Raw genomic sequence first — 22,474 nt, 5'->3', positions numbered from 1 at the left:
CGAAACAAAAACCGACACCGGCGCAGCAACATTGCCTGGCGAAGGTAGGGCCTGCCGAAGAAATTGCACGGCTCCGTCAGAGAAAACCACACTTCTGTATCGGTTGTCGACGCGCCCCGGATTAGCGGTAAACACAATGCCGCCGGAGTGCAGCGCGACGACACAACATCAACCGCGCAGTTCGTCTGCCGGGATGCAGAATCAGTTTACGGAATATCACGGCGTGGTCGCAGGATTCAGGTGCTGCGACACTAACAAAAAGGCCACCAAAGCGCCACCCGCGCACGGCCCAGGACGCTAACCGGTACCGCTCAAGCGCACACCGGGACAAATGATACTTGATCACCTGAACGTATTGCGCAGAGCCACCGGACGGGCGCGCACCAACAAGCTAAGCCCGCCCCCACTGGCCCTCCATATGCCCGGCCCCGCGCCGGCCCGCCACTGATAGCTGCCCCGCCAGACCTGTGCGAAACAGGTAATTGGCACTATGAAAAAAATGCTTATCAATGCAACTCAGCCAGAAGAGTTGCGCGTTGCACTGGTTGACGGTCAACGTCTCTACGATCTGGACATCGAAAACCGCACCCGTCTGCAAAAAAAATCCAACGTCTATAAAGGCAAGATCACCCGGGTTGAACCCAGCCTCGAAGCCGCCTTCGTCGACTTTGGCGCCGAGCGCCACGGTTTCCTGCCCCTGAAAGAAATTGCCCGCGAATACTTCTACCGCGATCCGGGTGCCGTTGAAGGCCGCCTGAAGATCAAGGACGTTGTTAAGGAAGGCACCGAAATCATCGTCCAGGTCGACAAAGAAGAGCGCGGCAACAAAGGCGCCGCACTCACCACATTCATCAGCCTGGCCGGGCGCTACATCGTTCTGATGCCCAACAACCCCCGGGCCGGCGGTATCTCCCGCCGCATTGAGGGCGATGAGCGCAGCGAGTTGCGCGATGCCCTGAACACCCTGGAAATCCCCAACGGCATGGGCGTGATCACCCGCACCGCCGCGGTCGGCCGCACCGGCGAAGAACTGCAGTGGGACCTGAACTACCTGCTGCAACTGTGGCAGTCCATTGCCGATGCCAGCACCACCGCCAAAGCGCCGGTACTGCTGTACCAGGAAAGCAATGTCATCATCCGCGCCATCCGCGACTATCTGCGCGACGACGTAGATCAGGTGCTGATCGACTCGAACGAGGCACACCAGCAGGCGACCGACTTCGTCAGCATGGTAATGCCCCAGTACAAGAGCCGTATCAAACGCTACGAAGACTCCATCCCCCTGTTCAACCGCTTCCAGGTGGAAAGCCAGATTGAAACGGCCTTCCAGCGCGAAGTGCGCCTGCCCTCCGGCGGCTCCATCGTGATCGACCCCACCGAGGCGCTGGTTTCCATCGACATCAACTCGTCTCGCGCCACCAAAGGCAGCGACATCGAGGACACCGCCCTGCAAACCAACCTCGAGGCCGCCGACGAAATTGCACGCCAGCTGCGCCTGCGTGACATGGGTGGCCTAGTGGTTATCGACTTCATCGACATGCTGGCGGCTCGCAACCAGCGCGCGGTGGAGAACCGCATGCGCGACGCCCTGGAGATTGACCGCGCCCGGGTTCAGGTGGGCCGCATCTCCCGTTTTGGCTTGCTGGAGATGTCCCGCCAGCGCCTGCGCCCCTCACTGGGAGAGACCAGCGCCATCGTCTGCCCGCGCTGCACCGGCCAGGGCACCATTCGCGACACCAAGTCGCTGGCGTTGTCCATCCTGCGCCTGCTGGAAGAGGAAGCCATCAAGGAACGCAGCGCCGAGATTCGCGGTATCGTACCCGTGGACGTGGCTGCGTACCTGCTGAACGAGAAGCGCCAGGCTCTGTCCGAGATCGAGCAGATCAGCCGCTCGCGCATTCTGGTCATCCCCAATCCGAACCTGGAAACACCGCACTACGAAGTGCAGCGCCTGCGCGACGACGAAGTGGAAGGCGATTCCGTCAGCTACAAGGTGGATATCACGGTACCGGATACCGAATCGATCTCTGACAGCCACAGTTCCGTCCTGCCCCAGCAAGAAGCGCTGGTGAAGGGCGTCCAGCGCACTACGCCGGCGCCCGAGGCGCGTGAGAAACCGGCAGAGGAAAAGCCTAAAGGCGAGAAGAAGCCGGGCAAGCACAAGGGCGGCAAACACCCGCACAAGGGCAAGAAGAAGCCGGTCAAACAGGGCTTTTTTGCCCGTCTGGCTGCCGCGCTGTTCGGCGCGGAAGAAGAGCCGGCCAGGAAAGAGAAAACCGACAAGCCGAAGTCCAAAGCCGATGGCGACAAGCAGCGTAGCCAGCGTGATGATGAAGAGCGAGGCAAGTCACAGAACAACCGCAATCGCAATCGCCGTCGCGGTGGACGCGGACGCAACCGCAACGCCAGTGACAACCGCGAGCAGCAAAATCAACAGCCACAATCTCTCCGCGAGCGGGACACTGACAGCGACAAAGAAGGCGAGAGCCGTCGCGAAGAGCAGGCGCCCCGCCGCCCGCGCCGGGACGATGAAAGCCGCAATCGCGGCCAGCGTCGCCGCCGCCCCGAGCAGGACGACAGCAACCTGTCTCAGGAAGTGGAAGCGGAAGCAGTAGAGGCAAACTCCGGCAATGAAGAAGCTGGCGAAGACAAGGCCCGCAAGCGCCCCAACGACAAGCGTGGCGAGCCGCGCCGTCGTCGTCGCAATCGCGGACCGCGTCCGGAAGGCGCCGACAACAACCAGGAAACTGGTGCTGCCGCTGAGATCAAGGAAGCTGAAGTAGCTCCCGCAACAGCCGCAGCTGCAGTTGCCACCGCAGTCACTGCAGAGGCCAACGACAGCACTCCACAGGTAGTTGCCGAGGATGCGACGCCGGTTGCCGAGCAGGCTGGCAGCGATGATGTCCGCGCAGCAGAGCCCGTATCTGAGCAACCGGCGCCAACAGTTGAGGCTGCTGCAACGGAAAGCATTGCTGAAGCAGCAGAACCTGCAGAACCCGCAGCGACCGAAATTGCTGAAGAAGAGCCGGCTGCAGTAGAGGCCCCGGCTGCAGTGGCGTCTGCGCCTGCCACCGAGGCACCGGCAGCCGAGCCGGAACCTGCGCCAGTCATCACTACCGGCCTGACCGACAATGGCCGCGCAGTGAACGACCCGCGCGTTGCACCGCAACCGGTCGCCGAGGTGCAAATCAGCACCGCCCACCCGGTGCTGTTCAGCGATGTTGTGGCACCGGCTGTTGTTCCCAGCGGACGCGCCGCCCCCCGGGCCAGCAACGACCCCCGCGGCCCACTGTCCGGCAATGCCGGCAATGACACCGCGGACTACCCGGAAGCGGCCAGTCAGGGATAAAACCCCTGTTTTCAGGGCACAAGAGCCACATCGGCTCTTGTGTCCGGAAAGCAGCGCTGTATAATCTCGCCTTCTTCGCGGGGCGCTACAAATCGCGAAGCTAAATATTACGGTTTTTCGGTGGGCTGGCTGAGTGGTCGAAAGCGGCGGTCTTGAAAACCGTTGAGGGGAAACCCTCCCGGGGTTCGAATCCCTGGCCCACCGCCATACAAAAAAGGGGCTCCCAAACGGGAGCCCCTTTTTTGTATGGCGGTGGGTTAGGTCCTGGTTCAACCCCCCGTTCGACAAAACGCGCCAGCGTTTTGCACCGAGCGGCAAAGCCGCGAAGCCCGAAGGGGCACAACGCGCCACAGCGCGTTGTGCGTCATCCCCTATCTACCCCCGCCCAGCTTCCAGCAGAAAATCCAGCGCCGTACAAATGGCCGTAACCTGCGCCAGGTTGCAATTGGCGTCATCCACCCGCGGGCTGTCGGGGTAGACCTCCGTCGTCGTCACAAAACGGGCATCGGTGATTCCGGCGCAGAGGCCCAGTTTGCGCACCGGGTAGTTAATGACGCCGTGTTGCTCCAGCGTTTCACCGATGATGGTGCCGTCGCTGTCCGGCGGCGCAATATGGGTCACCGCCTCCACCGCCTTGATCACCGCCGCCTGGAAAGCCGGCTCCGGGCGCTCGCTATCTCCCACGAGGTAAAAGCCGTCGGGAATATGCTCCCACAGATCGATGGACTCACCGTCGCGGGCGGCCAGGGCAGGACGGAATTCGCTGGCATCGGTATCGGTGGTTTCGTGAAGGTCGATGTGCAAATCAAACTGTAGGCCCTCCCTCGCCAGCAGGGCCAGTACGGCAGCGGACTCCTCCGCCGGGCTGTCGACATGGAAGGAGCGGTTGGGGTCGATTGCCAGCGGATTCCAGCGGTTGATGGTCTCAAAAGCCCAGGGGCTGATACAGGGCAGCACCAGCAGGTTTACCCGACCCAGGTAAGCCTCTGCAGCCTGCTGCAGGAAATCGATGGCACCCTGCACGCCGCTGGTTTCATAACCGTGTACCCCGCCAGTTACCAGGGCCGACGGCCGGGTTCTGTCCCACTCCTGGCTGCGAAAGGCCAGCAGCGGATAGCGCTGGGGGTCGTGGCTCAGTGCGCCATAGGTTACTCGCTCAAAACCCGTCGGTGTCGCCTCCAGGCGGGACAGCACCAGGCTGGCATAACTCCGCTTTACGCCCTGCCGGCCGTGCCACTCGGCCCGTTCGGCATCGCCCCATGGTGTGCCGGGCGTGCCAATGGAGTAGGATGTGGTTTGGCTCATGGAGACCTCCTGTGAGTCGGGTACTGAGCGGCGCTGAAAGGCAGGCGCGCAGTATAGCGCCGAATGGGCGCAGGGGCCGGAGTCGGCGGTAGAAAGCGGCTCGTCGCAGCGGCGAAGAGATTGCTTGAATTTGGAATTCCCGCCCGTATTATTGGTCAAAGTAGCTATCGCAGTAACCGTGCTGCGCGCACAACGGAGTAGATCATGGAAAACAAACCGATGTACCAGAGTGAGTACAACCTGAACACAACGGGTATGGAGTCTCTCGTCAGCACCAACAAGGTGCTGAAGAACACCTACCTGCTGCTGGGCCTGACCCTGGCGTTCAGCGCGCTGACCGCCGGTATTTCCATGGCCATGGGCCTGCCTCACATGGCGGCCCTGGTGCTGATGCTGGTAGGTTTCGGTCTGCTGTTCGTGGTCAATAAAATGGCCGATACCAGCAAGGGACTGTTGGCCATCTTCGCCTTCACCGGCGTCATGGGCGCCTCCCTTGGCCCGCTGCTCAACGCCTACGCCGCCATGCCCGGTGGCCCGGCGCTGGTCATGCAGGCCCTCGGCGGCACCGCCATCGTGTTCTTTGGCCTGTCCGCCTACGCCCTGACCACCCGCAAGGATTTCTCCTTCATGGGCGGTTTCCTGATGGTGGGCCTGATCGTGGCGGTGGTGGCGATGATTGCCAATATATTCCTCGCCATTCCGGCCCTGGCCCTCACCATCAACGCCGTGGTCATCATGATCATGTCGGGCCTTATCCTGTTCGACACCAGCCGCATCATCCACGGCGGCGAAACCAACTACATCCGCGCCACGGTGTCGCTGTACCTCAACATCTACAACCTGTTCGTCCACCTGCTGAGCCTGCTCACGGCGCTGGGCGGCGATGACTGAACAGCGGTTGTGGCCGCTCAAACCCCGGTGCTGGCCACCGGGGTTTTTTATTTGTAGGCCCGCTTATCCATGAACTACGCCCTCCTCGTCCTGGCGCCACCCGGCAGTGCAAGCCGCGCCGCTCTCGGCTTTGCCCGCGCGGCCTGCGCCCGCGGGCACCAGCTGGAGCGGGTGTTCTTCCTCGACCGCGGGGTGGAGAACGGCATGGGGACGGCCGTTGCGCCCCAGGGTGAACGGGATCTGCCGGCACAGTGGGCACAGCTGGCGTCAGAACAGGGCGTGGAACTGGTGCTGTGCATCAGTTCCGCCATCCGCCGCGGGCTGCTGGATGCCACCGAGGCGCAGCGCCACGAGAAAGTGGGCCCGACTGTCGCCCCGGGGTTTACCATCGGCGGGCTCGGCCTGCTGGTGGAAACCTGTACAGATTGCGAGCGCCTGCTCACCTTCGGAGAGGGCTGCTGATGGCTTCCGATACACCGAAAGCCAGCGGCCAGGCAGAGCCGCCCCGCCTGCTGCTGGTCACTCGCAGCCCGCCCTATGGCAGCAGCCTGGCACGCTCAGCACTGGATACTGCGCTGGCGGCGGCCGCCTTCGATATGGCCCCGGCGCTTTTGTTCCTCGATCACGGCGTACTGCAACTCTTGCCGCAGCAGGAAGGTGCCGCGTCGGAAACCCGCAGCCACGGCAAGGTTCTGGACTCCCTGCCCCTTTACGACATCGACAGGATCTACGTGGACGCCGCTGCACTGCTGCATTTCGGGCTGCAGGACATGCCCCTGCCGGCCGCCGCCGAAGTCGTGGACAGCACAGGTATTCGCGCCCTGCTGGAGGGCTGTGACCACATTCTGAGTTTTTGAGATGATCCTGCACACCCTTAACGCAAGCCCCGGCAGTACAGCTTTTGACCATTGCCTCGCACAGGTCGCGGCAGATGATGGCCTGCTGCTGATGGGCAATGCCGTGTACGCCGCACTGGCCAACGCCCCGGCCCTGGCCCGGCTGCGCGCAACTGGTGCACGCCTCCACGTACTGGAAGACGATGCCCGCACAGCGGGCGTGACACCGCAGATGTCGGAAGATGTCCTGGCCATTGACTTTGATGCTTTCGTCGCACTCAGTGAACAGCATGCACGGCAGGTGGCCTGGTTCTGACATGCTCGGCGCGGATGCATTCGACACGGAGGGTTTCCTGCGCCACCTGAAGGACTGGAGCCCGGCGGTGGCAGAACAGATTGCCAGCGATGAAGGTATCGCGCTCGACGAGGCGCACTGGGAAATCATCTACCTGCTGCGGGACTACTACACCGAATTCGATTCCTCACCAGCCATGCGCCCTCTGGTAAAATACTGCGCCGCGAAACTCGGTGCAGACAAAGGCAAGAGTATGTACCTGTTGTCACTGTTTCCCGGTTCGCCCGCCAGGCTCGGTAGCAAGATTGCCGGGCTCCCGAAACCTGAAAACTGCCTCTAGGAGGCGCCCCTGATGGCCCCAGCACCGCTCGCAGCCGTAACCGCGGAGCATCCCTTTGCGCCCTTCGTCCGCATTCTCGGCAAGGGCAAGACCGGCACCCGGTCCCTGACCTTCGACGAGGCCCGTGACGCCTTTGCCATGATCCTGCGCAACGAGGTGGAGCCCCTGCAACTGGGGGCCTTCCTGATGCTGCTGCGGGTCAAGGAGGAGTCCGGGGAAGAACTGGCCGGGTTTGTCGCCGCCTGTCGCGACTGCATGGTGCCACACGATCTGGCGGGCAAGGCCGATCTCGACTGGTCGAGTTATGCCGGCAAAAAGCACCAGCACCCCTGGTATCTGCTCGCCATACTGCTACTGGCCCAGGCCGGCTACCGGGTGTTCATACACGGCGCCGGCGGCCACACCGCGGGGCGTCTGTACACAGAACAGGCGATGGCGCAACTGGGCCTGCCGGTGGCGGCCGACTGGCAGCAGGTGGGCGAGCAACTGAATACAGCGGGGCTGAGCTACCTGTCCCTCCAGGCCTTCTGCCCCGGCCTGTACAACATCATGCAGTTCAAGCCACTGCTCGGCCTGCGCTCACCGGTCAATACCTTTGCACGCATGCTCAACCCGCTGGGGGCAGCAGCCAGCATCCAGAGTATTTTTCACCCGGCCTACGCCGCCCTGCACCGCGACGCCGATCTGTTGCTGGGCCAGCCCGCTTCGCTGGTTTTCAAAGGCGACAGCGGCGAAATCGAGATCAAACCCCAGGCCAATACCCGACTGCTGTTCCAGCGCAACGGCGCAGCCAGCGAGGTCGCTTTTGAACGCGCCATTGATGAGCGCGTGACTGCCGTGGAACAGCCGGATGTTGAACCGCTGCGCGCACTGTGGCGCGATGACGCAGCGGATCCCTACGGTGAGCGGGCCAGCCTGTCCACCTGCGCCACCGCCCTGTTGCTGCTGCGACCGGAGCTCGATCAGCCGGCCGCGCTGGTGGAAGCCCGGCGTCTGTGGACCGAGCGCGACCGGGAGAGGTTGCCACCATGCCGCTGAGCGCCTTCGCACCCGAACACTACGAAAGCCTGCTGCAGGACAAGGTCAACCGTGTCAGCGCCTTGCTGGCGCCCTTCAAAGCACCCGCCGCCGAAGTGTTTCGCTCCCCTCCCAGTGGATTCCGCATGCGCGCGGAGTTTCGCATGTGGCACGACGGGGATGCACTGGATTACGTGATGTACCGCCGCGACGATCCCAAGACCCCGGTTCCGGTTCACGAATTCCCCATCGCCTGCGAGCGGATTCAGCAGCTGATGCCGCAACTGCAGGGGAAACTGCGTGCCAACGACCTGCTGCGGCGCAAGCTGTTCCAGGTGGAATTTCTCAGTACGCTGGCCGGGGACACGCTGGTCACCCTGATCTACCATCGTCGGCTGGAGCCGGACTGGTGTGATGCTGCACTCTGCCTGGCGGACGAACTCGATGTGGCCATTGTCGGGCGCAGCCGCAAGCAGAAGGAAGTGCTGAGCCGGGACTATGTTACCGAGACGCTCCCGGTCAGTGGCCGCGATTTCCACTACCGCCAGTTTGAACAGGCCTTCACCCAGCCCAATGCCCGGGTCAATATCCAGATGCTGGAATGGGCGGTTGGCCGCGCCAGCGGACTCGGTGGTGACCTGCTGGAACTCTACTGCGGCAACGGCAATTTCACCCTGCCGCTATCGTCCTGCTTCGATCAGGTCATCGCCACCGAACTGGCGAAAACCTCGGTGCGCGCGGCGCAGTGGAACCTGGAACGCAACGGCATCGACAACGTGCAGATGATTCGACTGTCCGCGGAGGAGGTCAGTCAGGCCATGGCCGGCGAGCGGGAGTTTCGCCGTCTGGCAAGTCTGCCCAGGCCGCTGCCGGATTACGACCTGCGCACGGTGTTCGTCGACCCGCCCCGGGCCGGCCTGGATGCCGCGACCCAGGCCATGGTGAGCGGTTTCGAGCATATCCTCTATATTTCCTGCAACCCGCAGACCCTGGCCGACAACCTGCAGCAGATCAGCGGGAGCCACCGTATCGAACGCTTCGCCCTGTTCGACCAGTTCCCCTACACTGACCACATGGAGTGCGGTGTCCTGCTCAGCCGGCGCTGAGACAGGGAATATACTTTAACTATCTGCTGTACAAGCGAGGATGTATCAATGTCACTGGTCAAATTGTCCGCCGCCGAAATTGAGGAAATGCTGGCATCCCTGCCCGACTGGGGTATTGACCAGCACAAGCTCTACCGCCACTTTGTCTTCAGTAACTTCGTCGACGCCTGGGGCTTTATGTCGCAGGTAGCGCTGCTGGCAGAAACGGCCAATCACCACCCGGAATGGTCCAATGTCTACAACCGGGTGGAAATCCATCTGACCACACACGACTGCGACGGCATTTCCGAGCGGGATTTCGCCCTGGCCAGGCAGATCAACAGCCTGCTCTAGCAGCGAATACCGAAAGCCAGCAGCCCCCGGCCCAGCACTTCGTCCAGGCGCTCGCCGTCGCCCTTGTTGACTTCTATCGCCTTGAGCCCGAGGTCCCGGTAGTACTCCCGCCGCCGCAATCGGGCCGACAGGTCACCGCCAGCTACTTCGTCATCCCAGCAATCGATATAGACATGCCCCTGGGGCAGGTAGAAATCGGCGTACAGCGCCTCTTCGCAGGGCAGCGCGCGGTGATGTGCGTGCACCAGTTGGGCCAGGTAGAGCCAGTCACACACCTGGCGCTGCAGGCTGGATTTAAGCTGGTGGCCGTCCAGGCCCGCCAGCGGCGCAACAGCGGCTCCGGCGAACAAGTCCACTTCACCGGGCGCCGTCCCGTCATCGCCAGCCTCCGCCGACGGAGCGTGCACCGGCAACAGGCGGGACAGCTCCCGCTGCACCACCGGGTGATCGACTATCTCGTGGGGCCAGGTGACGTAAAAGGTGCCGTTGTTTTCGCTCTCTGCCTGCTGGCCGCCCCAGGCCTGCCCCAGGTCGGTCAATTCCCAGCCGAGGATACTGTGCTGTTGCAGGCCAATTTCCGCCAGCGCCCGATTGATGCTGCGGGCGTGCACACCGGGAAAGAAACGTCGCAGAGAGGCGGCGGTCATGCGCTGGCTGGACTCAATGGCACTGAGCATTGGATGTTCAACCAGTTTCTCTGGCCAGACAATGTAGCGGCCAAAACGCTTGCTATTGCGGTAACTGCCGCCCTCATACTCGCCCTTCGGGGTGAGCAGCCAGTTGTCGCCCCGGCGTTCAATCCAGCCGTAGTCGCGCAGGGTGACGAAAAGCTGCTGCAGCGGGATATCCAGTGCCCGCGCCAGAGCCGTGGTGGAAAGTTTGTCGGCCGCTTCACTCACGCTGGCATCAGCCTCCGTTCAACTCCCGGTAGCGCTGTTGCAGGGCGCTGTAGACCTGTTCGGCAAAATCCGCGGCACTCTGGTCCAGGCCGGCGATCAACTCAACCAGGTGTTCGTTGTCCTCGCGGCCCTGCCAGTTCTTGATATAGCTGCCGTCCTTGTAGCCGTGATCTTGACGAAAGAAATTGAGAACGTTTTTCCCGACATAGGCGGAGTACAGGGATTCGAAATCCAGCCCCGCCGCCAGCATCAACTCCCAGAACCGCGCAGCGGAAAAGCTCTTGCTCTGCAGCGAGTGTTCGGCCAGCGCTTCGGTGGCTTCGCGCACACCCAGTCCAGCTGGTTTGTAATCGGCGACTTCGCTGGCGATTTCGGCGGCCAGGCGCGCCTCGCTCTTGCCCGGCGCAAACAGGGCCGACATGCCAAAATGCCAGATATCGATGACTTCCAGCCGCACCTGCTCCATATCCGGTTCCTGCTTTTTCCACCACTTGTAACCGTAGTGCTCTATCAGTTCACCGCACTCAATCCAGATGGCCCGGTACCATTCAAAATTCTGCTCGATCCAGTGCTCATGAACCCGGGTGTTCATCCGGTGCTGCATGGCCAGCATGTTTTCCAGTGCCTGTTGCAATGCCTTTCCTCGTCTTGGCGGTAGAGAATCTATCACAGCCAGCATAGCAGCTGCGTTGTGCCGGGAGCGATCAGCCGTCGATGGCTGCCCAGCTACCGGGGATATTGTCCTCCACCAGTTCGTTAATACTGATACTGATGATGTTGTGATCCTGGCCGACCTCGGAGGCGAACAGGGATTCCTTGCTGCTGCGCGAGATCACCATGGACAGGGGATACTTGCGTCGCAACCACAGGGCGGTGCGCAGGTTGTCCTCTTCGCGGCCGGTACCGAGCACAAACACGGTGTTGTCCCCCCTGACTTCCACGGCGTCACTGACCTGCCGCCAGACCTCGGGATGGGAAATATCGCCGTCATAGATTTCCCGGCGATAGCGGCCGGAGAAGGCCATCTGTTCGTCCGCGACCAGCACCCGGCGGCGGGCATCGCGGTCGATGATAAATACTGTCGCCAGTTCGTCGATGGCACAGCGCTGCAACTCTTCCAGGATAGTCTGCCCGAAACGGCCAAAGCCGGCGATAATCACTACGTCCTTGGAGCGGGTCTCGCGAAAGTGCTGAATCATGTGGCTGCGCACCAGGCCGGCGGCCGCCAGGTGGTAGGTATTGAATGTCTCGCACTGCCGGGCCACACGGGTATCGGACATGGCGCGCATGAAGCGCAGGTTGCCGCAGTGAATCACTACCCGGGGGCCTATCTCCGGTTCCAGTTGCAACAATTTGCTGGCGGCCTCGTAGCTGCGCAGGCTGTTGTCATCCAGCAGCAGGATCTTGCGCGCGCGCTGCACTTTCAGCTGGTCGAGGCAGTACTCATGGGTGATATCCCCGATCATTACCAGGGCGTCAAAGCTGTGCTTGAGCTCTTCGATTAACGAGCTCTCCATGGCGGCATCGCTGACCACCACCACCGGTAATCTTGGGTTACGCTTGCGCAGCACCCGCAGGTAGCTGAACGTCAGTTCGCCGTGCCCCACCACCACAATATGGTCCTTCAGGCGACGAAACTGCCAGCGCCGGGGAGCGATGGCTTTCAGCAGGGCCTCAATAAGGGTAGATGCCGCCAGGATAGGGGCACCAAAGAAAGACAGCCACAGCAGCATGCGCGCCGGCAGGCTGCCCCCCTCGGGTGTGCCGAGATCGGCTCCGCCCACCACAAACAGGGTCAGGGCGTAGTAAGCCTTGCTGAGCAGGGAGCCCTCGGCAACGGCCGGGCGCTCGCTGACCGTGACGCCCAGTTCAAAAGCGACGATCGCACCGACAAAGAAAAACAGCGCGCCGGCCGTGCGCCAGGGGAAGCGTCGTTTTATCTGTATCGGCTGCATGGCGTCGGCAAAAAGGCCAGCTTAGCGGTGGTGACCCAGCGCGTCTACGGCGGACTCAGCTTTTCCAGGTAAAGCAGTGCATTTAACCAGGCGACAAAACGCGCGCTGGCTGGCGCCGACAATTGCTGCATATTTGTCAGCGCCCGGGTCGCCAGCTTTTGCGGATTCAGCGGCCCCGATTCCTCCGGTGCCCCGGCCACTGAGTCCGCCAGCAAGCGCTCTGCCCCGCTGCGTTGCATGCGCTGCCGGTAGGAGCGAGCCGAACGCAGTTCGCCGCTCTCCCCGACCTGCCCGAATTCCGCCATGAGCTGGCGCTCCTGGCGACGCAGCTGTACTTCCAGACTGTCGCCGCCGTCATCCAGCGGAGACTCCCGGTGCAGCGCCTCTATCTGTGTTACCAGCTCTGCCAACGGCCCCGCCGCGATGCAGGCCGACTGCCCGCGTTGCAAGCGACGCAGGGCACGCCCGTCCCAGTTTTCCAGGGCGGTGTTAATGGCGAGAGCCAATGCCGGGGTGTTGTCATAGAGTGCCTGCGCGTCTTGTACCCAGGCAGCCCGGGCCGCTTCGGCGCTATCGGCGTAGTCCACCAGCGCCTGGCGTGCGCGCTGATCGTACCAGTCGGCCAACGGCCCCTCAGCCAGCTGGCAGCGCTCAACCAGTGCGCAGATATAGGCATAGCGCGGAGGGTCGTACTGATTGACACCCAACCCTTCCAGCGTGGCCAGGGCCTCGTCCAGCGCCATGGCATCCGTATCCGGAAGCGCTGCAGGCAGGCTCAGTACCGCTTCCGCCGGGAATTCAGCCATCGTTGCTCAACCTGGGGACCGGAGCCATCTCGACCCGACGATTGCGCGCCCGCCCCTCCTCGTCACCATTCGCGGCCACCGGCTGCTGCTCGCCAAAAGCCGAGGCAAACACCAGGGAGGCGGGCATCCCCTCTTCAATCAGCGCCCGCGTGACCGTCAGGGCGCGCTGAGCGGACAGTTCCCAGTTGTCTTCAAAGTACAGATTGTCACGCTGAATCGGCAGGTCATCGGTAAAACCACTGACCATCAGCAACTCCTCCCGCTGGGAAAGGTAGTCCTGCAGCGGCCCCGCCAGGGAGGCCAGCAGGGAGCGCCCCTCTTCCTGTAAGTCCGCCGAGTTCAGGGCAAACAGCACACTGCCGGAAATACCGATGCGGCCATCGCGCAGTGAGATGCGCCCCTCTGCCAGCGGTCCCGCCAGCGCTTGCTCCAGTTGTTCGCGGCGCTGCTGTTCGACCTGTCGCTGCTCGGTTTCCCGGGCGAGGTCCTGTGCCAACTCCAGCTGGTAGCCAATCACCCACACCAGTATCAGCACAAACACGCCCACCAGGGCGGCCATCAGGTCGCCGAATATGGCCCAGATCGGTGTCTCGGTATTGCTGTCCTGCAGCTCGCTCATGAATTCGCCTCCGGGGCGAACAGTTGCTGCTGGCCACCGAGCTGACGCAGTTCTTCGATGATCTCTTTTTGCGACAGGACGCTGTGATCGATAATCTCCCGGGCCTGGGCCACGTAATAGCCCAGCTGCTCATCGCTGCGCGCGCCCGAACGCTCCATGGCCTGCTCCATCCGCTCCAGGCCATCTATCAGGGCCTGGTTGGCCTCGCCGAACTGCTCCACCGCAACCCGGAAGGACTCGCCCAGACTGGCGACATCGCCAGCGCTGCCGGCCACGTCCACCGCCAGCCCGGCCAGCTGCCCGGCACTGCCATTGAGATCCGCACCGATAGTCTGCCCCAGCTCCAGGAGAGTATCGGCGGAGCGGGACACCGCCGACTGCACTGCGTCCAGCTGCCCGGCAGAGGTCGACTCCATGTTGTCGAGCAGCACTGCCAGGCGCTCCAGCAATTGCTCGCGCTCCTCCAGCAACTGGTTGTCGCGCACGACATTATTGCTGAGCTCTTTGCGCAGCTGGGCGATAACTTCCGCCGCCGCCTTGGGGGTTTCCGATGCGGTTTCGATCAGTCGCGTCATCGGCGCTTCCAGGCTGGCGCCCAGCGCGCCGAGATGCTCGGCCGCCACTGCCTCCAGCGCGGCCAAACGCTGGGCGGACGCTTCCGCCCTCTGTTCTTCCGCGTCGCGCAGGGCGCCGAGCTGCTCAGCGAGATTCGCGGCCAGTGACTGCCACAGCTCACCTTGTTGCACCAACGACTGCTGCTGGGCTTCCAGGGTCTGTGCCCCTTGCCGCTCCTGCTCTGCCTGCAGTGCCTGCAGTTGCGTCAGTACACGGGTTGCACCCTCCGCTTCGCTGTCGCGGATAGCCGCCAAAGCAGAGCTACTCTGTTCAAGCAGGGCCTGTAACCGCTGATCCAGTTGTTGCAGGCGTTCCGTTTCCGCCGCTGCGCTGGCCTGCTGATGTTCCTGCAACGCGGATTCCAGGGCCAGCAGGCGTTGCTGGCTTGCCGCAGCGCGGGTCTCATCGGCGCTGGCCAGTTCATCCAGCGCCGCTGCACTCTGTGCCAGCAGCGCGGACATACGCTCCTGGTGTTGGGCCAGCCAGCGTTCCTCTGCGTCTGCTCGCTGTGCCACCAGAGCTTCGGTTTGCACAAACAGCGCCTCGAACTTCGCCAGCAGGCCCGCCTGCTGTTCTGCCTGTGCGGCTTGCTGACCGGCGGCGGAGGAAGCCAGACTGTTCCCGATTTGCTGCGTCAGTGTGGCGTGGGCCTGAAGCTGCTTTTCAGCCGCGGCATTCACTTCAGCCTGCAACTGAGCGGTCGCCGCGTGCAAATGCCCGGCCAGGCGTTCGCCCTGCTCGCGCGCCAGTTCGATCAGCTGCGCCTGCGTGCTGCTACTGTGCTCGGCCAGTGCTGACACCGTCGACTCCAGTGCCGGGCGAATGCCCTCCGCAGCGGCCCGGCCACTCTCGCTGAGACTGCTGTGCATCGTATCGCCCACCTGCTGCGCCAGCCGGCTGAACGATTCACCCAGGCCGTCCTGCAGCGTTTTCTGGTTGGCCAGTAGCGAGTCGCCCAACTCCCCGCCCAGGCGCGACAGGCGATCCACCAGGGCATCCAGGCGATCGACCACCGCCGGCACTGCTGCGGACTGCGCTTCCAGCGCCTCAAAGGCCTGCTGCCGGCGACGATCCAGGTGATGATCCGGAAATATGTCGCGGGCAAAGCTGTCCAGTGCACGCCCGGCCAGCAGGCGCTCGCGGCGGCAAATGACCGACAGCAGACCGAGACAGGCAGACGCGGCGATACCCGCTACCGACGTGCCAAACGCCACACCGAGGCCAGCGATCGGCGCGGCCAGCCCGGCGCGAATGGCATCGAGCTCAGTACTGCCCTGCAGTGCTCCCACGGCGCCAGAGAGGGTGTCGACCATGCCGAAAAAGGTACCCAGCAGGCCCAGCATCACCAGCAATCCCACCAGATAGGGCGTGATCAGCGGCCCGGGCAGGGCCACTGATTGACCTTCGATACGCAACTGGACCGGCCCGCGCAGCTCGCTGTCCAGTCTTGCCAGCCAGCCTGTCAGAGTGCCGACCTCAGCGGCGGGCATGGCCAGCGCCGCCACCAGACTGCCGGTGCTGCGCCGGAAGCGCCACAGTTCGGCCACACCCACGCCGTAGGCGGCGCCGATCAACAGGGTGACCGCCAGTGCCAGCGTTGTCGCGCCGACAAAGCCGGCCGCCACCCAGGCGATGACGGCGGCGCCGGCCAGGCCAACCAGGGGGAAAAGCAGTCTATTCATGTTCATTCGCATTCCAGGTGTTCATCCAGGGCCTCTATCAGACCCAGCGCAGGTAACAGGCGAGCGTCGATTTCCGCCAGCAGCAAGGCCTGCACATCGGTTTTCAGTTGACCTTCAGCGTCGGCGCCGCCCTGCAGCAGCATTTCCCGTGCGGCCACCTGCATTTTTTCCAGCACATCTGGAATGTTTCCGAACAGGCGGCGGCTGTGCCCGGCGAGCGCATCCATCAGCGCCTGGTCCAGTGTGGCCAGTTGCATCAGCGCCGCGGAGCACCCCCTCAGGGCATCGCGGCAGCGCTCCTGCAGTCCCCGCACGCGGGCATCCATCTCACGCTGGTGGGCGCTGTAAAAACGCCGTAGCGCATCGCCGCCCCCCGCGTCCAGCACCGCCTCTGGCCAGCGTATGCGGGACGCCCCGCCGTCTGGCACCAGGCTGCGTATGACGGCGCCCATCATTGCCGCACGCACCCGCAGGAAGTCCTCCCGTGCGCGTGCCGGGTCTTCGTCCACAGGCTCAAAGGGCTGGCGTTCCAGCGAAGCGAGGGTATCCGCCAGTATCACCGAGTGCGACAGATCGATCAGGCCACCCAGGCGCTGGCCAAACTGGCGCGAATCGGCGTCGCCGCGCGGCCCTCCCAGAGAACTGAGAAGACTGATCAGGCGAGTCTGGCTGAAACTGCTGGAGGTTGGCGTTCGGCTCATCACTTCATTGGGCAGGGGCGAACCCCGCCCGGCGCGCGCTCCACTAATTTATTGATTTAGTTGCGCTTTTTCGAAACACAGGCAAGGAACAACAAGCCCGCATTATACGTGGGGGGCCGGTGATGGCAAGGCGCGCGAAGCGCCGACTGACGGACCTTCATATGGTGCGACGGGCGGGACTTGAACCCGCAAGGCCTGTTAAAGCCGGGGGAGTTTAAGTCCCCTGTGTTTACCGATTTCACCACCGTCGCAATGCGATCTGCAGGGGAACTGACTCTGCGCATGTGCCGCACCCCGAGGGGGCGGGATGATAGCACAGGGCCAGCGGCGGGCAAGGCGCAGCGTGCTACACTGCCGCGAACGCCGTCACTACTGCCACCGCATGCGCCTGCTCGCCGTACTGCTGATCTCCCTGCTCCTGTGCGCAGCCCTGCTGGCCGGCGCCGGGGTATGGGTGCTGCAGTCGCCACAGCGCAGCATCGCGACGCTGAAATGGGCGGTGTCGCAGTTCAGCGATCTGCGGCTGGAATTGAACGGGGCACAGCTGCAACTCACCGAGGACAAGGTCTCCGCCCGGCAGATACTGCTCTACCAGGACGGCAGCGATAATCTCCCCCTGCTCAGCATCCACAACTTCCACGCCACGCTGAAACCGCACCACCTGCCCTTCGACCGCCTGCGCAATGCCAGCCTGAGCGCCGACAACCTCACCGTCTATATTGCCTCCCACGACAGCACCAAGGATCCCGGGCCGGCCAGTTGGATGGCTTACCTGCGCTGGCTGCCGCGGCAACTCCATATCGGCTCGGTGCATCTGATACGGCACGGCGAAGACATTCTGGTTTTCCCCTTGCAGCAGCTCAGTGGCGAGCGCGAGAGCGCGGGAAGCTATCGTCTGCACGCCGTCGGCGACTATGACGGGGAACCGCTGGACACCACGGTTTATCTCTACGCCCTGCACAACACCCGCGGTTTCCGCGGTATACAGTTGCGCGCAGACCTCCACGCCACCCGCAGCTCTCGTCTGGCAATTCTGGAGGGCGAGGTGCTCGGTGGCGTCGACGACTTCAGCTATGACTTCAGCCTCAACGCCGCGCTGCCGGATATCAACCGGCTGGCAGGCTTTGGCGACAGCCTGGCGGCACTGGAGGGCGCCCTGCAGGTGCGCGGGCGACTGCAGGGTGACGATCGCCAGTTCCGCCTCACTGAAGCCGAGTTCGCCCTGCTGAATGCGCCCCGGTACGAGTTCATCGCCCGCGGCAGCTTCGACTACCGCGGGCCGGGAGACACCCTGCTGCAGGCCGAGGCCACCGGACATCTGGAAGAGCTGGGACTGCTGCTCAACTGGATCGAGGCCGACTTCTCCAACCTCGGCAGCGCCGCCGCGGAACTGACCATAGAGGGGCCGGTGGACGCCCTGGCCGTGCCCCGTTTTACCCTGCAAACCCGCCACCAGCGCGGACTCGAACTGAGCCTGCAGGGCAGCCTCGCGCCGGGCGCACTGACCGGGTCGAGCATCCAGCCAGAAGACAATGAAGTCCAGCTACTGGCCCGCGGCAGCGGACTCGATGTGCTGCACCCGTGGATTGGCGAGTTACCCTTCGAGCCCGGCCCCTGGCAGCTCGAAGCCACACTGGGGGGCAGCCGTGACCAGCTGGCACTGAGCGGCATCAAGGCCCGGCTGGGAGCGAACGGGCAGACTCAGTTGCACGCCAGCGGTGCCATCGGAACCGTCGATCTGACGCCGCCAGTCGCCCTCACGTCAGTGCGCGACATCGATATCAAGCTCGAACTGGAGGCGCCCACATTGGCGCAGATCAGGCAGTGGTTTGACCTCGATATCGACAGTGAATTTCGCCTGACGGCGTCTGCCCTCGCCACTGGCAATGCCGACAGCATCCGCTTCAGCGCCGGCAGCGCCCGGCTCGAGGACAGCGACCTCAGCATCGTGTTGACCAGTGTATCGGGGGAACTGAATCCGGAGGGTCTGCCGCGGCAATTGCGGGCGGATATCGCCGCCAGCCTGAGTGACACCAGCGCCCTGTCCCAGTACCTGACTCTACCGGTACCGGTATTGGGAGCTGTCAATCTGACCGGCCGGTTGCAGCAGGCTGACGCCGGCTGGCGCCTGGACAATTTGCGCGGCGGAATCGACAGCGAACAGCTGGCACTCAAGGTAACAGGGAGCATTGACGATCTGACGACTCTGGCGGGCACTCGCCTGGCGCTGGATTTTGCCCGCCTCGACCTGCGCAACCTGATTCACAGCCAGCTCGACGACTTTCGCTATCCACAGCCGCTGGGACACCTGGCCGGCACCCTTGAGCTGCAACAGCGCGACGGTCACTGGCACCTCCCGGCGTTTGCCGTAAACAGCGACGACAACCGCGCCCTGTACCTGACCGCCCGCGGTTCCGCCAGCGACCTGTTGGGGCAGACCGCCGGAGAGATGGCCGCAGAACTGGCGATCTCCAGCCCGGCTCTGCTCAAGGCGCTGAGCGGGCGCAATCTGGCGCCGCTCAGGGCGCAATTGAAGGCCAACGCTGAGGGCGACCGCCTAAACTTGAGCGCCCGGGGTACCCTGGGTGAGAACCCGATCGACGTTAGCGCTGAATTGCGCCACGAACAACGCGCGATCACCGCTTTGAAGGCCCGCCTGAGCGCACCGTCCCTGCACCTGGCGGATCTTGGCCTGCAAGCCGGCGATACGTCTCCGGCACCGAAAGCCAGTACGGGGCAAGCCGACGCTTCCCTGGAAGGCTTTATCGCCAACTTGCCGCCCTATCCCCTCGATCTGCAGCTGCAACTGGGGCGCCTGCGCGGCGACAGCATCGATGTACAGGATATCGACCTCGCCCTGGAGGGCAGCGCCGGCCGCTACCTGCTGCGGCGCATGAATTTCCGCGGCGGCCAGGGACACCTCGAGCTGGCCGGTGTTATCGACCTCGCGGCAAAACCGCCGGCGCTCAGCCTCGGCGGCCAGGCCCTGTCACTGAACATGCGGCAATTGATCAATGATCTCGGTCTGCAGGCCGATGTGACCGGCGTGCTCAGCCTGCGTGGCGGCGTCAGCGCGCGCGGCCACGGCGCGGCCGAATGGCTGGGCAGCCTGGATGGCAACCTGTCGATGGCGCTGCAGGCCGTCGAGATCCAGGGCGCCGCCTACGACCTGCTGGCCACCGATCTATTGGCCTGGATCTACTCGGGCGCGGCACTGGAAACCTCGACCCACGTGGACTGCAGCATGGCCAGTTTCACCCTGCGCTCCGGCATTGCCCGCAGCGAAAATCTGTATATCGAATCGCCGCGTATGCTCGCCACCGGCACCGGCACCTTCAACCTCGTGCAGCAGACGCTCGACGTGCGCATCAAACCGTTGTCCAAAAGCCGGGTGCTGCAGATACCATCGGCGGTGACCCTCAGCGGCAGTATGAAAAAGCCGCGCACCTGGGTATCCCCTATTGCCGCCACCGCCGACGCCTCCGCGGAAGCCCTGATGCTGATCCCGAAATTGACGATGAAGCTGCTCGGCCTGGACCGGGAGCGCAGCGGGCCGGTCCGACCCTGCGAAGCCCTGCCCCCGGCGTGAACCTGCGTGTTACACTCCCCGCCGCAATAACAAGCACACGGAACTCTCTTCTATGGCATCTCCCCGGGGCGAATTCAGCTCGCGTTTTGGCTTTATCATGGCTGCCGCGGGCAGCGCCGTCGGCCTCGGTAATATCTGGGGCTTTCCCACCCAGGCGGCCAGCAATGGCGGCGCCGCCTTTTTGCTGGTCTACCTGGTGCTGGCCTTTTCACTGGCCTACCCGGCATTGATGGCGGAACTGATCATCGGCCGCCACGCCCACGCCAACGCGGTTAACGCCCTGCGCCAGATTGCGCCGAACTCACTGAGTCGCCGTATCGGCGCCGGCACCGGCATTATCGGTTTTGTGATCGCCAGCCTGATTCTCAGTTTCTATGCCATCGTGGCCGGCTGGATGATGGCCCACTGCCTGGGGTCCATCGTGGAGTTGCTGGGCTTCGCCGACGCAGCCCGCTGGCTCACCGAATTCAGTTTTACCCGCAACGTCCTGTTCATGGCGCTGTTTATGGTTCTCACCATCGGCATCATCTCGGAGGGGGTCCAGGGCGGTATCGAGCGCTGGTCCAGCCGCCTGATGCCCATGTTGCTGATCACCCTGGTGGTGCTCGCGCTCTACGTTTTCACACTGGACGGCGCCGCCGATGGCCTGCGCGTCTACCTGTTGCCGGATTTCGAGCGCGCACTGTCCCCGCAGCTGATCATCAGCGCGCTGGGGGCGGCCTTCTTTTCGCTGTCCCTGGGGGTCGGCACCATGCTGATCTACGGCTCCTATGTGTCCGACCGGGAGAATCTCCCCAGCCTGGGGGGCATGGTGACACTGGTGGATATCACCATCGCGGTACTGGCGGGTTTCCTGGTGCTTCCGGCGATGTACGTAGCGCTGCACAACGGCGTGGAGATTTTCAATGCCGGTGGCACCCTGATCTCTGAGGACACCCTGATCTTCACGGTACTACCCGCTCTGTTCAACACCATGGGCCTGGCCGGCACCGTTGTATCGCTGACCTTTTTCTTCCTGATGAGCATCGCCGCGCTGACCTCGTCCATCTCCATGCTGGAAGTGCCGGTTGCCTACACCATCGAGGAACACGGCGTGAGCCGCAAGAAAGCGGTGGTACTGATCGGCGGTGCCATCGCCATTATCAGTACGGTTATCCTGTTGAATTTCGGCGAGCTGTTCGGCTTCGTAATCGCGCTCACCACCCGCTATGCACAGCCCCTGCTGGGCTTTATGTTCTGCATTTACGCCGGCTGGCTGTGGCACCGGGACAGCCTGTTGCAGGAACTGCGCAAGGGCAATCCGACAGCAGAAAACACCCTGTTCTGGAAGATCTGGCCAGGCTATGTACGCGTGGTCTGCCCGCTGATTATTCTCGCCATCTTCGCCCAGTCTCTACTGGGCTGAAGCGGCCTCAGTTCAGTTTGAGGCTGCCGGTCTCTTCCACCCGCTGGGTGGGCAGAAAGCCCTGGAAATCAATTTTGGCGGCAAAGCGATAATCCAGGGCATCGCCCTGGCTGCGTCCAAGATCTGCCAGCAAGCGCAACATCTGGAACAGATGCACGCCCGCTTCCAGCTTTACCACCTGTTCCGAATAGGCTTCGATGCGCGGCACCTGGTTGGTCACACCACTGACCAGTTCGTGATCCATAATATCGATGGTGTAACTGATACCGGCGATTTCCAGGGCCTGCTTGTTCGGATTGGCCACCCGCAGGGTGATTTCAAAGCGTGGGCCCGAGTCCTGGGACGGCAGCGAACGCACGTTCTCCACGGTGACTGCGGGCGGATCGATATCGGCAATCAGCGAGGCGCATCCACTCGCCAGCAGCAGGGTAAAAAGGCATGCCAGTCGCAGGGGCCATTCACGCACAACGGTGATGAACATCAGGAAATCTCCTTGTTGCCGGCTTTCTTCGCCGCCATGAAGAAAATCGCATAGCCGAAACTGCCGCCGGCAAAGACCAGCGCCACCCAGTCACCGGTCTGCAGGTACATCCAGGTGCTGAATACAAACATCGCCAGGGTCAGTGCGAGACCAATCCAGCGCGCGCCCTTGGACATGAATTGCCTCGCCATGTCAGTTTGATCACTCGCGGGCCTTTCCAAGCCCACGCCAGCTCACCATAATAGCACCC

Annotated in this window: 21 protein-coding genes and 2 tRNA genes; 12 read left to right on the top strand and 11 right to left on the bottom strand. The window is 63.1% G+C overall.

Annotated elements, in window-relative coordinates:
• The first annotated feature begins 490 nt into the window (after positions 1 to 490).
• Positions 491 to 3,349 (top strand): ribonuclease E, encoded by a 2,859-nt coding sequence (rne, locus tag FVW59_RS12980; RefSeq protein WP_148064768.1) that lies wholly within the window; start codon positions 491 to 493, stop codon positions 3,347 to 3,349.
• A gap of 119 nt (positions 3,350 to 3,468) precedes the next feature.
• Positions 3,469 to 3,556: transfer RNA gene (locus tag FVW59_RS12975), tRNA-Ser, on the top strand.
• Between the two features lie 168 nt (positions 3,557 to 3,724).
• On the opposite strand, the gene FVW59_RS12970 is transcribed toward FVW59_RS12975, so the two are convergent.
• Positions 3,725 to 4,654 (bottom strand): M14 family metallopeptidase, encoded by a 930-nt coding sequence (locus tag FVW59_RS12970; RefSeq protein ID WP_148064767.1) that lies wholly within the window; start codon positions 4,652 to 4,654, stop codon positions 3,725 to 3,727.
• Between the two features lie 204 nt (positions 4,655 to 4,858).
• Here FVW59_RS12970 and FVW59_RS12965 point away from each other — a divergent pair, with 204 nt between their 5' ends.
• The 8 genes from FVW59_RS12965 to FVW59_RS12930 all read left to right on the top strand — a co-directional run bounded on the left by FVW59_RS12965 (position 4,859) and on the right by FVW59_RS12930 (position 9,472).
• The gene (locus FVW59_RS12965) at positions 4,859 to 5,545 is read left to right on the top strand and encodes a Bax inhibitor-1/YccA family protein (protein WP_148064766.1); all 687 of its coding nucleotides are present in this window, start codon (positions 4,859 to 4,861) and stop codon (positions 5,543 to 5,545) included.
• A gap of 69 nt (positions 5,546 to 5,614) precedes the next feature.
• A complete protein-coding gene (tusD, locus tag FVW59_RS12960) occupies positions 5,615 to 6,007 on the top strand; it encodes a sulfurtransferase complex subunit TusD (protein WP_148064765.1) in 393 nt (130 codons plus the stop codon).
• Complete coding sequence (tusC, locus tag FVW59_RS12955) at positions 6,007 to 6,402, top strand: sulfurtransferase complex subunit TusC (protein ID WP_148064764.1); 396 nt, start codon at positions 6,007 to 6,009, stop codon at positions 6,400 to 6,402. The genes tusD and tusC overlap by 1 nt, the downstream gene beginning before the upstream one ends.
• A gap of 1 nt (position 6,403) precedes the next feature.
• A complete protein-coding gene (gene tusB / locus FVW59_RS12950; RefSeq protein WP_148064763.1) occupies positions 6,404 to 6,697 on the top strand; it encodes a sulfurtransferase complex subunit TusB in 294 nt (97 codons plus the stop codon).
• Position 6,698: 1 nt separating this feature from the next.
• Positions 6,699 to 7,016 carry a TusE/DsrC/DsvC family sulfur relay protein gene (locus FVW59_RS12945; RefSeq protein ID WP_148064762.1) on the top strand — a complete coding sequence of 106 codons (318 nt, stop codon included), beginning with the start codon at positions 6,699 to 6,701 and terminating at the stop codon, positions 7,014 to 7,016.
• Positions 7,017 to 7,028: 12 nt separating this feature from the next.
• A complete protein-coding gene (locus tag FVW59_RS12940) occupies positions 7,029 to 8,054 on the top strand; it encodes a glycosyl transferase family protein (protein ID WP_148064761.1) in 1,026 nt (341 codons plus the stop codon).
• The gene (trmA, locus tag FVW59_RS12935) at positions 8,012 to 9,139 is read left to right on the top strand and encodes a tRNA (uridine(54)-C5)-methyltransferase TrmA (protein ID WP_342779701.1); all 1,128 of its coding nucleotides are present in this window, start codon (positions 8,012 to 8,014) and stop codon (positions 9,137 to 9,139) included. Before FVW59_RS12940 ends, trmA begins: the two co-directional genes overlap by 43 nt.
• 48 nt (positions 9,140 to 9,187) lie before the next feature.
• Positions 9,188 to 9,472 (top strand): 4a-hydroxytetrahydrobiopterin dehydratase, encoded by a 285-nt coding sequence (locus FVW59_RS12930; protein ID WP_148064759.1) that lies wholly within the window; start codon positions 9,188 to 9,190, stop codon positions 9,470 to 9,472.
• Here the strand turns inward: FVW59_RS12930 and FVW59_RS12925 are convergent.
• The 8 genes from FVW59_RS12925 to FVW59_RS12890 form a co-directional block, all read right to left on the bottom strand.
• The gene (locus tag FVW59_RS12925) at positions 9,469 to 10,371 is read right to left on the bottom strand and encodes a hypothetical protein (RefSeq protein ID WP_148064758.1); all 903 of its coding nucleotides are present in this window, start codon (positions 10,369 to 10,371) and stop codon (positions 9,469 to 9,471) included. The genes FVW59_RS12930 and FVW59_RS12925 overlap by 4 nt on opposite strands.
• Positions 10,372 to 10,378: 7 nt before the next feature.
• Positions 10,379 to 10,984, bottom strand: coding sequence for a dUTP diphosphatase (locus FVW59_RS12920; RefSeq protein WP_148064861.1), 606 nt, complete (start codon positions 10,982 to 10,984; stop codon positions 10,379 to 10,381).
• A gap of 91 nt (positions 10,985 to 11,075) precedes the next feature.
• Positions 11,076 to 12,326: an NAD-binding protein gene (locus tag FVW59_RS12915; RefSeq protein ID WP_148064757.1), complete on the bottom strand. Its 1,251-nt coding sequence runs from the start codon at positions 12,324 to 12,326 to the stop codon at positions 11,076 to 11,078.
• Between the two features lie 44 nt (positions 12,327 to 12,370).
• Entirely contained in the window at positions 12,371 to 13,132 is a 762-nt protein-coding gene (locus FVW59_RS12910) for a DUF2894 domain-containing protein (RefSeq protein ID WP_148064756.1), read from the bottom strand.
• Positions 13,125 to 13,751, bottom strand: a complete 627-nt coding sequence (locus FVW59_RS12905) for an OmpA family protein (protein ID WP_148064755.1) — start codon at positions 13,749 to 13,751, stop codon at positions 13,125 to 13,127. The genes FVW59_RS12910 and FVW59_RS12905 overlap by 8 nt, the downstream gene beginning before the upstream one ends.
• Positions 13,748 to 16,048, bottom strand: a complete 2,301-nt coding sequence (locus FVW59_RS12900) for a DUF802 domain-containing protein (protein ID WP_148064754.1) — start codon at positions 16,046 to 16,048, stop codon at positions 13,748 to 13,750. Before FVW59_RS12900 ends, FVW59_RS12905 begins: the two co-directional genes overlap by 4 nt.
• Positions 16,049 to 16,050: 2 nt before the next feature.
• On the bottom strand, positions 16,051 to 16,749 hold the full coding sequence (locus tag FVW59_RS12895) for a DUF3348 family protein (protein ID WP_148064753.1): 699 nt from the start codon (positions 16,747 to 16,749) through the stop codon (positions 16,051 to 16,053).
• A 162-nt stretch (positions 16,750 to 16,911) separates the two neighbouring features.
• A tRNA-Leu gene (locus FVW59_RS12890) sits at positions 16,912 to 17,000 on the bottom strand.
• Between the two features lie 56 nt (positions 17,001 to 17,056).
• On the opposite strand from FVW59_RS12890, the gene FVW59_RS12885 reads away from it, so the two are divergent.
• Both FVW59_RS12885 and FVW59_RS12880 read left to right on the top strand, forming a co-directional pair.
• Complete coding sequence (locus FVW59_RS12885) at positions 17,057 to 20,338, top strand: AsmA family protein (protein ID WP_148064752.1); 3,282 nt, start codon at positions 17,057 to 17,059, stop codon at positions 20,336 to 20,338.
• A 52-nt stretch (positions 20,339 to 20,390) separates the two neighbouring features.
• Positions 20,391 to 21,743 (top strand): sodium-dependent transporter, encoded by a 1,353-nt coding sequence (locus FVW59_RS12880; RefSeq protein WP_148064751.1) that lies wholly within the window; start codon positions 20,391 to 20,393, stop codon positions 21,741 to 21,743.
• A 7-nt stretch (positions 21,744 to 21,750) separates the two neighbouring features.
• Here the strand turns inward: FVW59_RS12880 and FVW59_RS12875 are convergent, their stop codons facing one another.
• Together FVW59_RS12875 and FVW59_RS19625 are read right to left on the bottom strand one after the other, a co-directional pair.
• Positions 21,751 to 22,224 (bottom strand): LEA/WHy family protein, encoded by a 474-nt coding sequence (locus FVW59_RS12875; RefSeq protein ID WP_148064750.1) that lies wholly within the window; start codon positions 22,222 to 22,224, stop codon positions 21,751 to 21,753.
• The gene (locus FVW59_RS19625) at positions 22,224 to 22,400 is read right to left on the bottom strand and encodes a hypothetical protein (RefSeq protein ID WP_187275876.1); all 177 of its coding nucleotides are present in this window, start codon (positions 22,398 to 22,400) and stop codon (positions 22,224 to 22,226) included. The genes FVW59_RS12875 and FVW59_RS19625 overlap by 1 nt, the downstream gene beginning before the upstream one ends.
• Positions 22,401 to 22,474 lie beyond the last annotated feature (74 nt).

Source organism: Parahaliea aestuarii (assembly GCF_008064635.1).
In the GTDB taxonomy this organism is placed as follows: Bacteria; Pseudomonadota; Gammaproteobacteria; order Pseudomonadales; family Halieaceae; genus Parahaliea; species Parahaliea aestuarii.
This window is presented reverse-complemented; position numbering and strand designations above follow the sequence as displayed.

Coding starts and splice junctions, on each gene's coding strand:
- FVW59_RS12880 (WP_148064751.1), top strand. CDS start 20,391: ATGGCATCTCCCCGGGGCGAATTCAGCTCGCGTTTTGGCTTTATCATG.
- FVW59_RS12875 (WP_148064750.1), bottom strand. CDS start 22,224: ATGTTCATCACCGTTGTGCGTGAATGGCCCCTGCGACTGGCATGCCTT.
- FVW59_RS12965 (WP_148064766.1), top strand. CDS start 4,859: ATGGAAAACAAACCGATGTACCAGAGTGAGTACAACCTGAACACAACG.
- tusB (WP_148064763.1), top strand. CDS start 6,404: ATGATCCTGCACACCCTTAACGCAAGCCCCGGCAGTACAGCTTTTGAC.
- FVW59_RS12895 (WP_148064753.1), bottom strand. CDS start 16,749: ATGAGCCGAACGCCAACCTCCAGCAGTTTCAGCCAGACTCGCCTGATC.
- FVW59_RS12900 (WP_148064754.1), bottom strand. CDS start 16,048: ATGAATAGACTGCTTTTCCCCCTGGTTGGCCTGGCCGGCGCCGCCGTC.
- FVW59_RS19625 (WP_187275876.1), bottom strand. CDS start 22,400: ATGTCCAAGGGCGCGCGCTGGATTGGTCTCGCACTGACCCTGGCGATG.
- FVW59_RS12920 (WP_148064861.1), bottom strand. CDS start 10,984: ATGCTGGCCATGCAGCACCGGATGAACACCCGGGTTCATGAGCACTGG.
- FVW59_RS12885 (WP_148064752.1), top strand. CDS start 17,057: ATGATAGCACAGGGCCAGCGGCGGGCAAGGCGCAGCGTGCTACACTGC.
- FVW59_RS12905 (WP_148064755.1), bottom strand. CDS start 13,751: ATGAGCGAGCTGCAGGACAGCAATACCGAGACACCGATCTGGGCCATA.
- FVW59_RS12915 (WP_148064757.1), bottom strand. CDS start 12,326: ATGCAGCCGATACAGATAAAACGACGCTTCCCCTGGCGCACGGCCGGC.
- FVW59_RS12910 (WP_148064756.1), bottom strand. CDS start 13,132: ATGGCTGAATTCCCGGCGGAAGCGGTACTGAGCCTGCCTGCAGCGCTT.
- FVW59_RS12940 (WP_148064761.1), top strand. CDS start 7,029: ATGGCCCCAGCACCGCTCGCAGCCGTAACCGCGGAGCATCCCTTTGCG.
- tusD (WP_148064765.1), top strand. CDS start 5,615: ATGAACTACGCCCTCCTCGTCCTGGCGCCACCCGGCAGTGCAAGCCGC.
- FVW59_RS12970 (WP_148064767.1), bottom strand. CDS start 4,654: ATGAGCCAAACCACATCCTACTCCATTGGCACGCCCGGCACACCATGG.
- FVW59_RS12945 (WP_148064762.1), top strand. CDS start 6,699: ATGCTCGGCGCGGATGCATTCGACACGGAGGGTTTCCTGCGCCACCTG.
- rne (WP_148064768.1), top strand. CDS start 491: ATGAAAAAAATGCTTATCAATGCAACTCAGCCAGAAGAGTTGCGCGTT.
- tusC (WP_148064764.1), top strand. CDS start 6,007: ATGGCTTCCGATACACCGAAAGCCAGCGGCCAGGCAGAGCCGCCCCGC.
- FVW59_RS12930 (WP_148064759.1), top strand. CDS start 9,188: ATGTCACTGGTCAAATTGTCCGCCGCCGAAATTGAGGAAATGCTGGCA.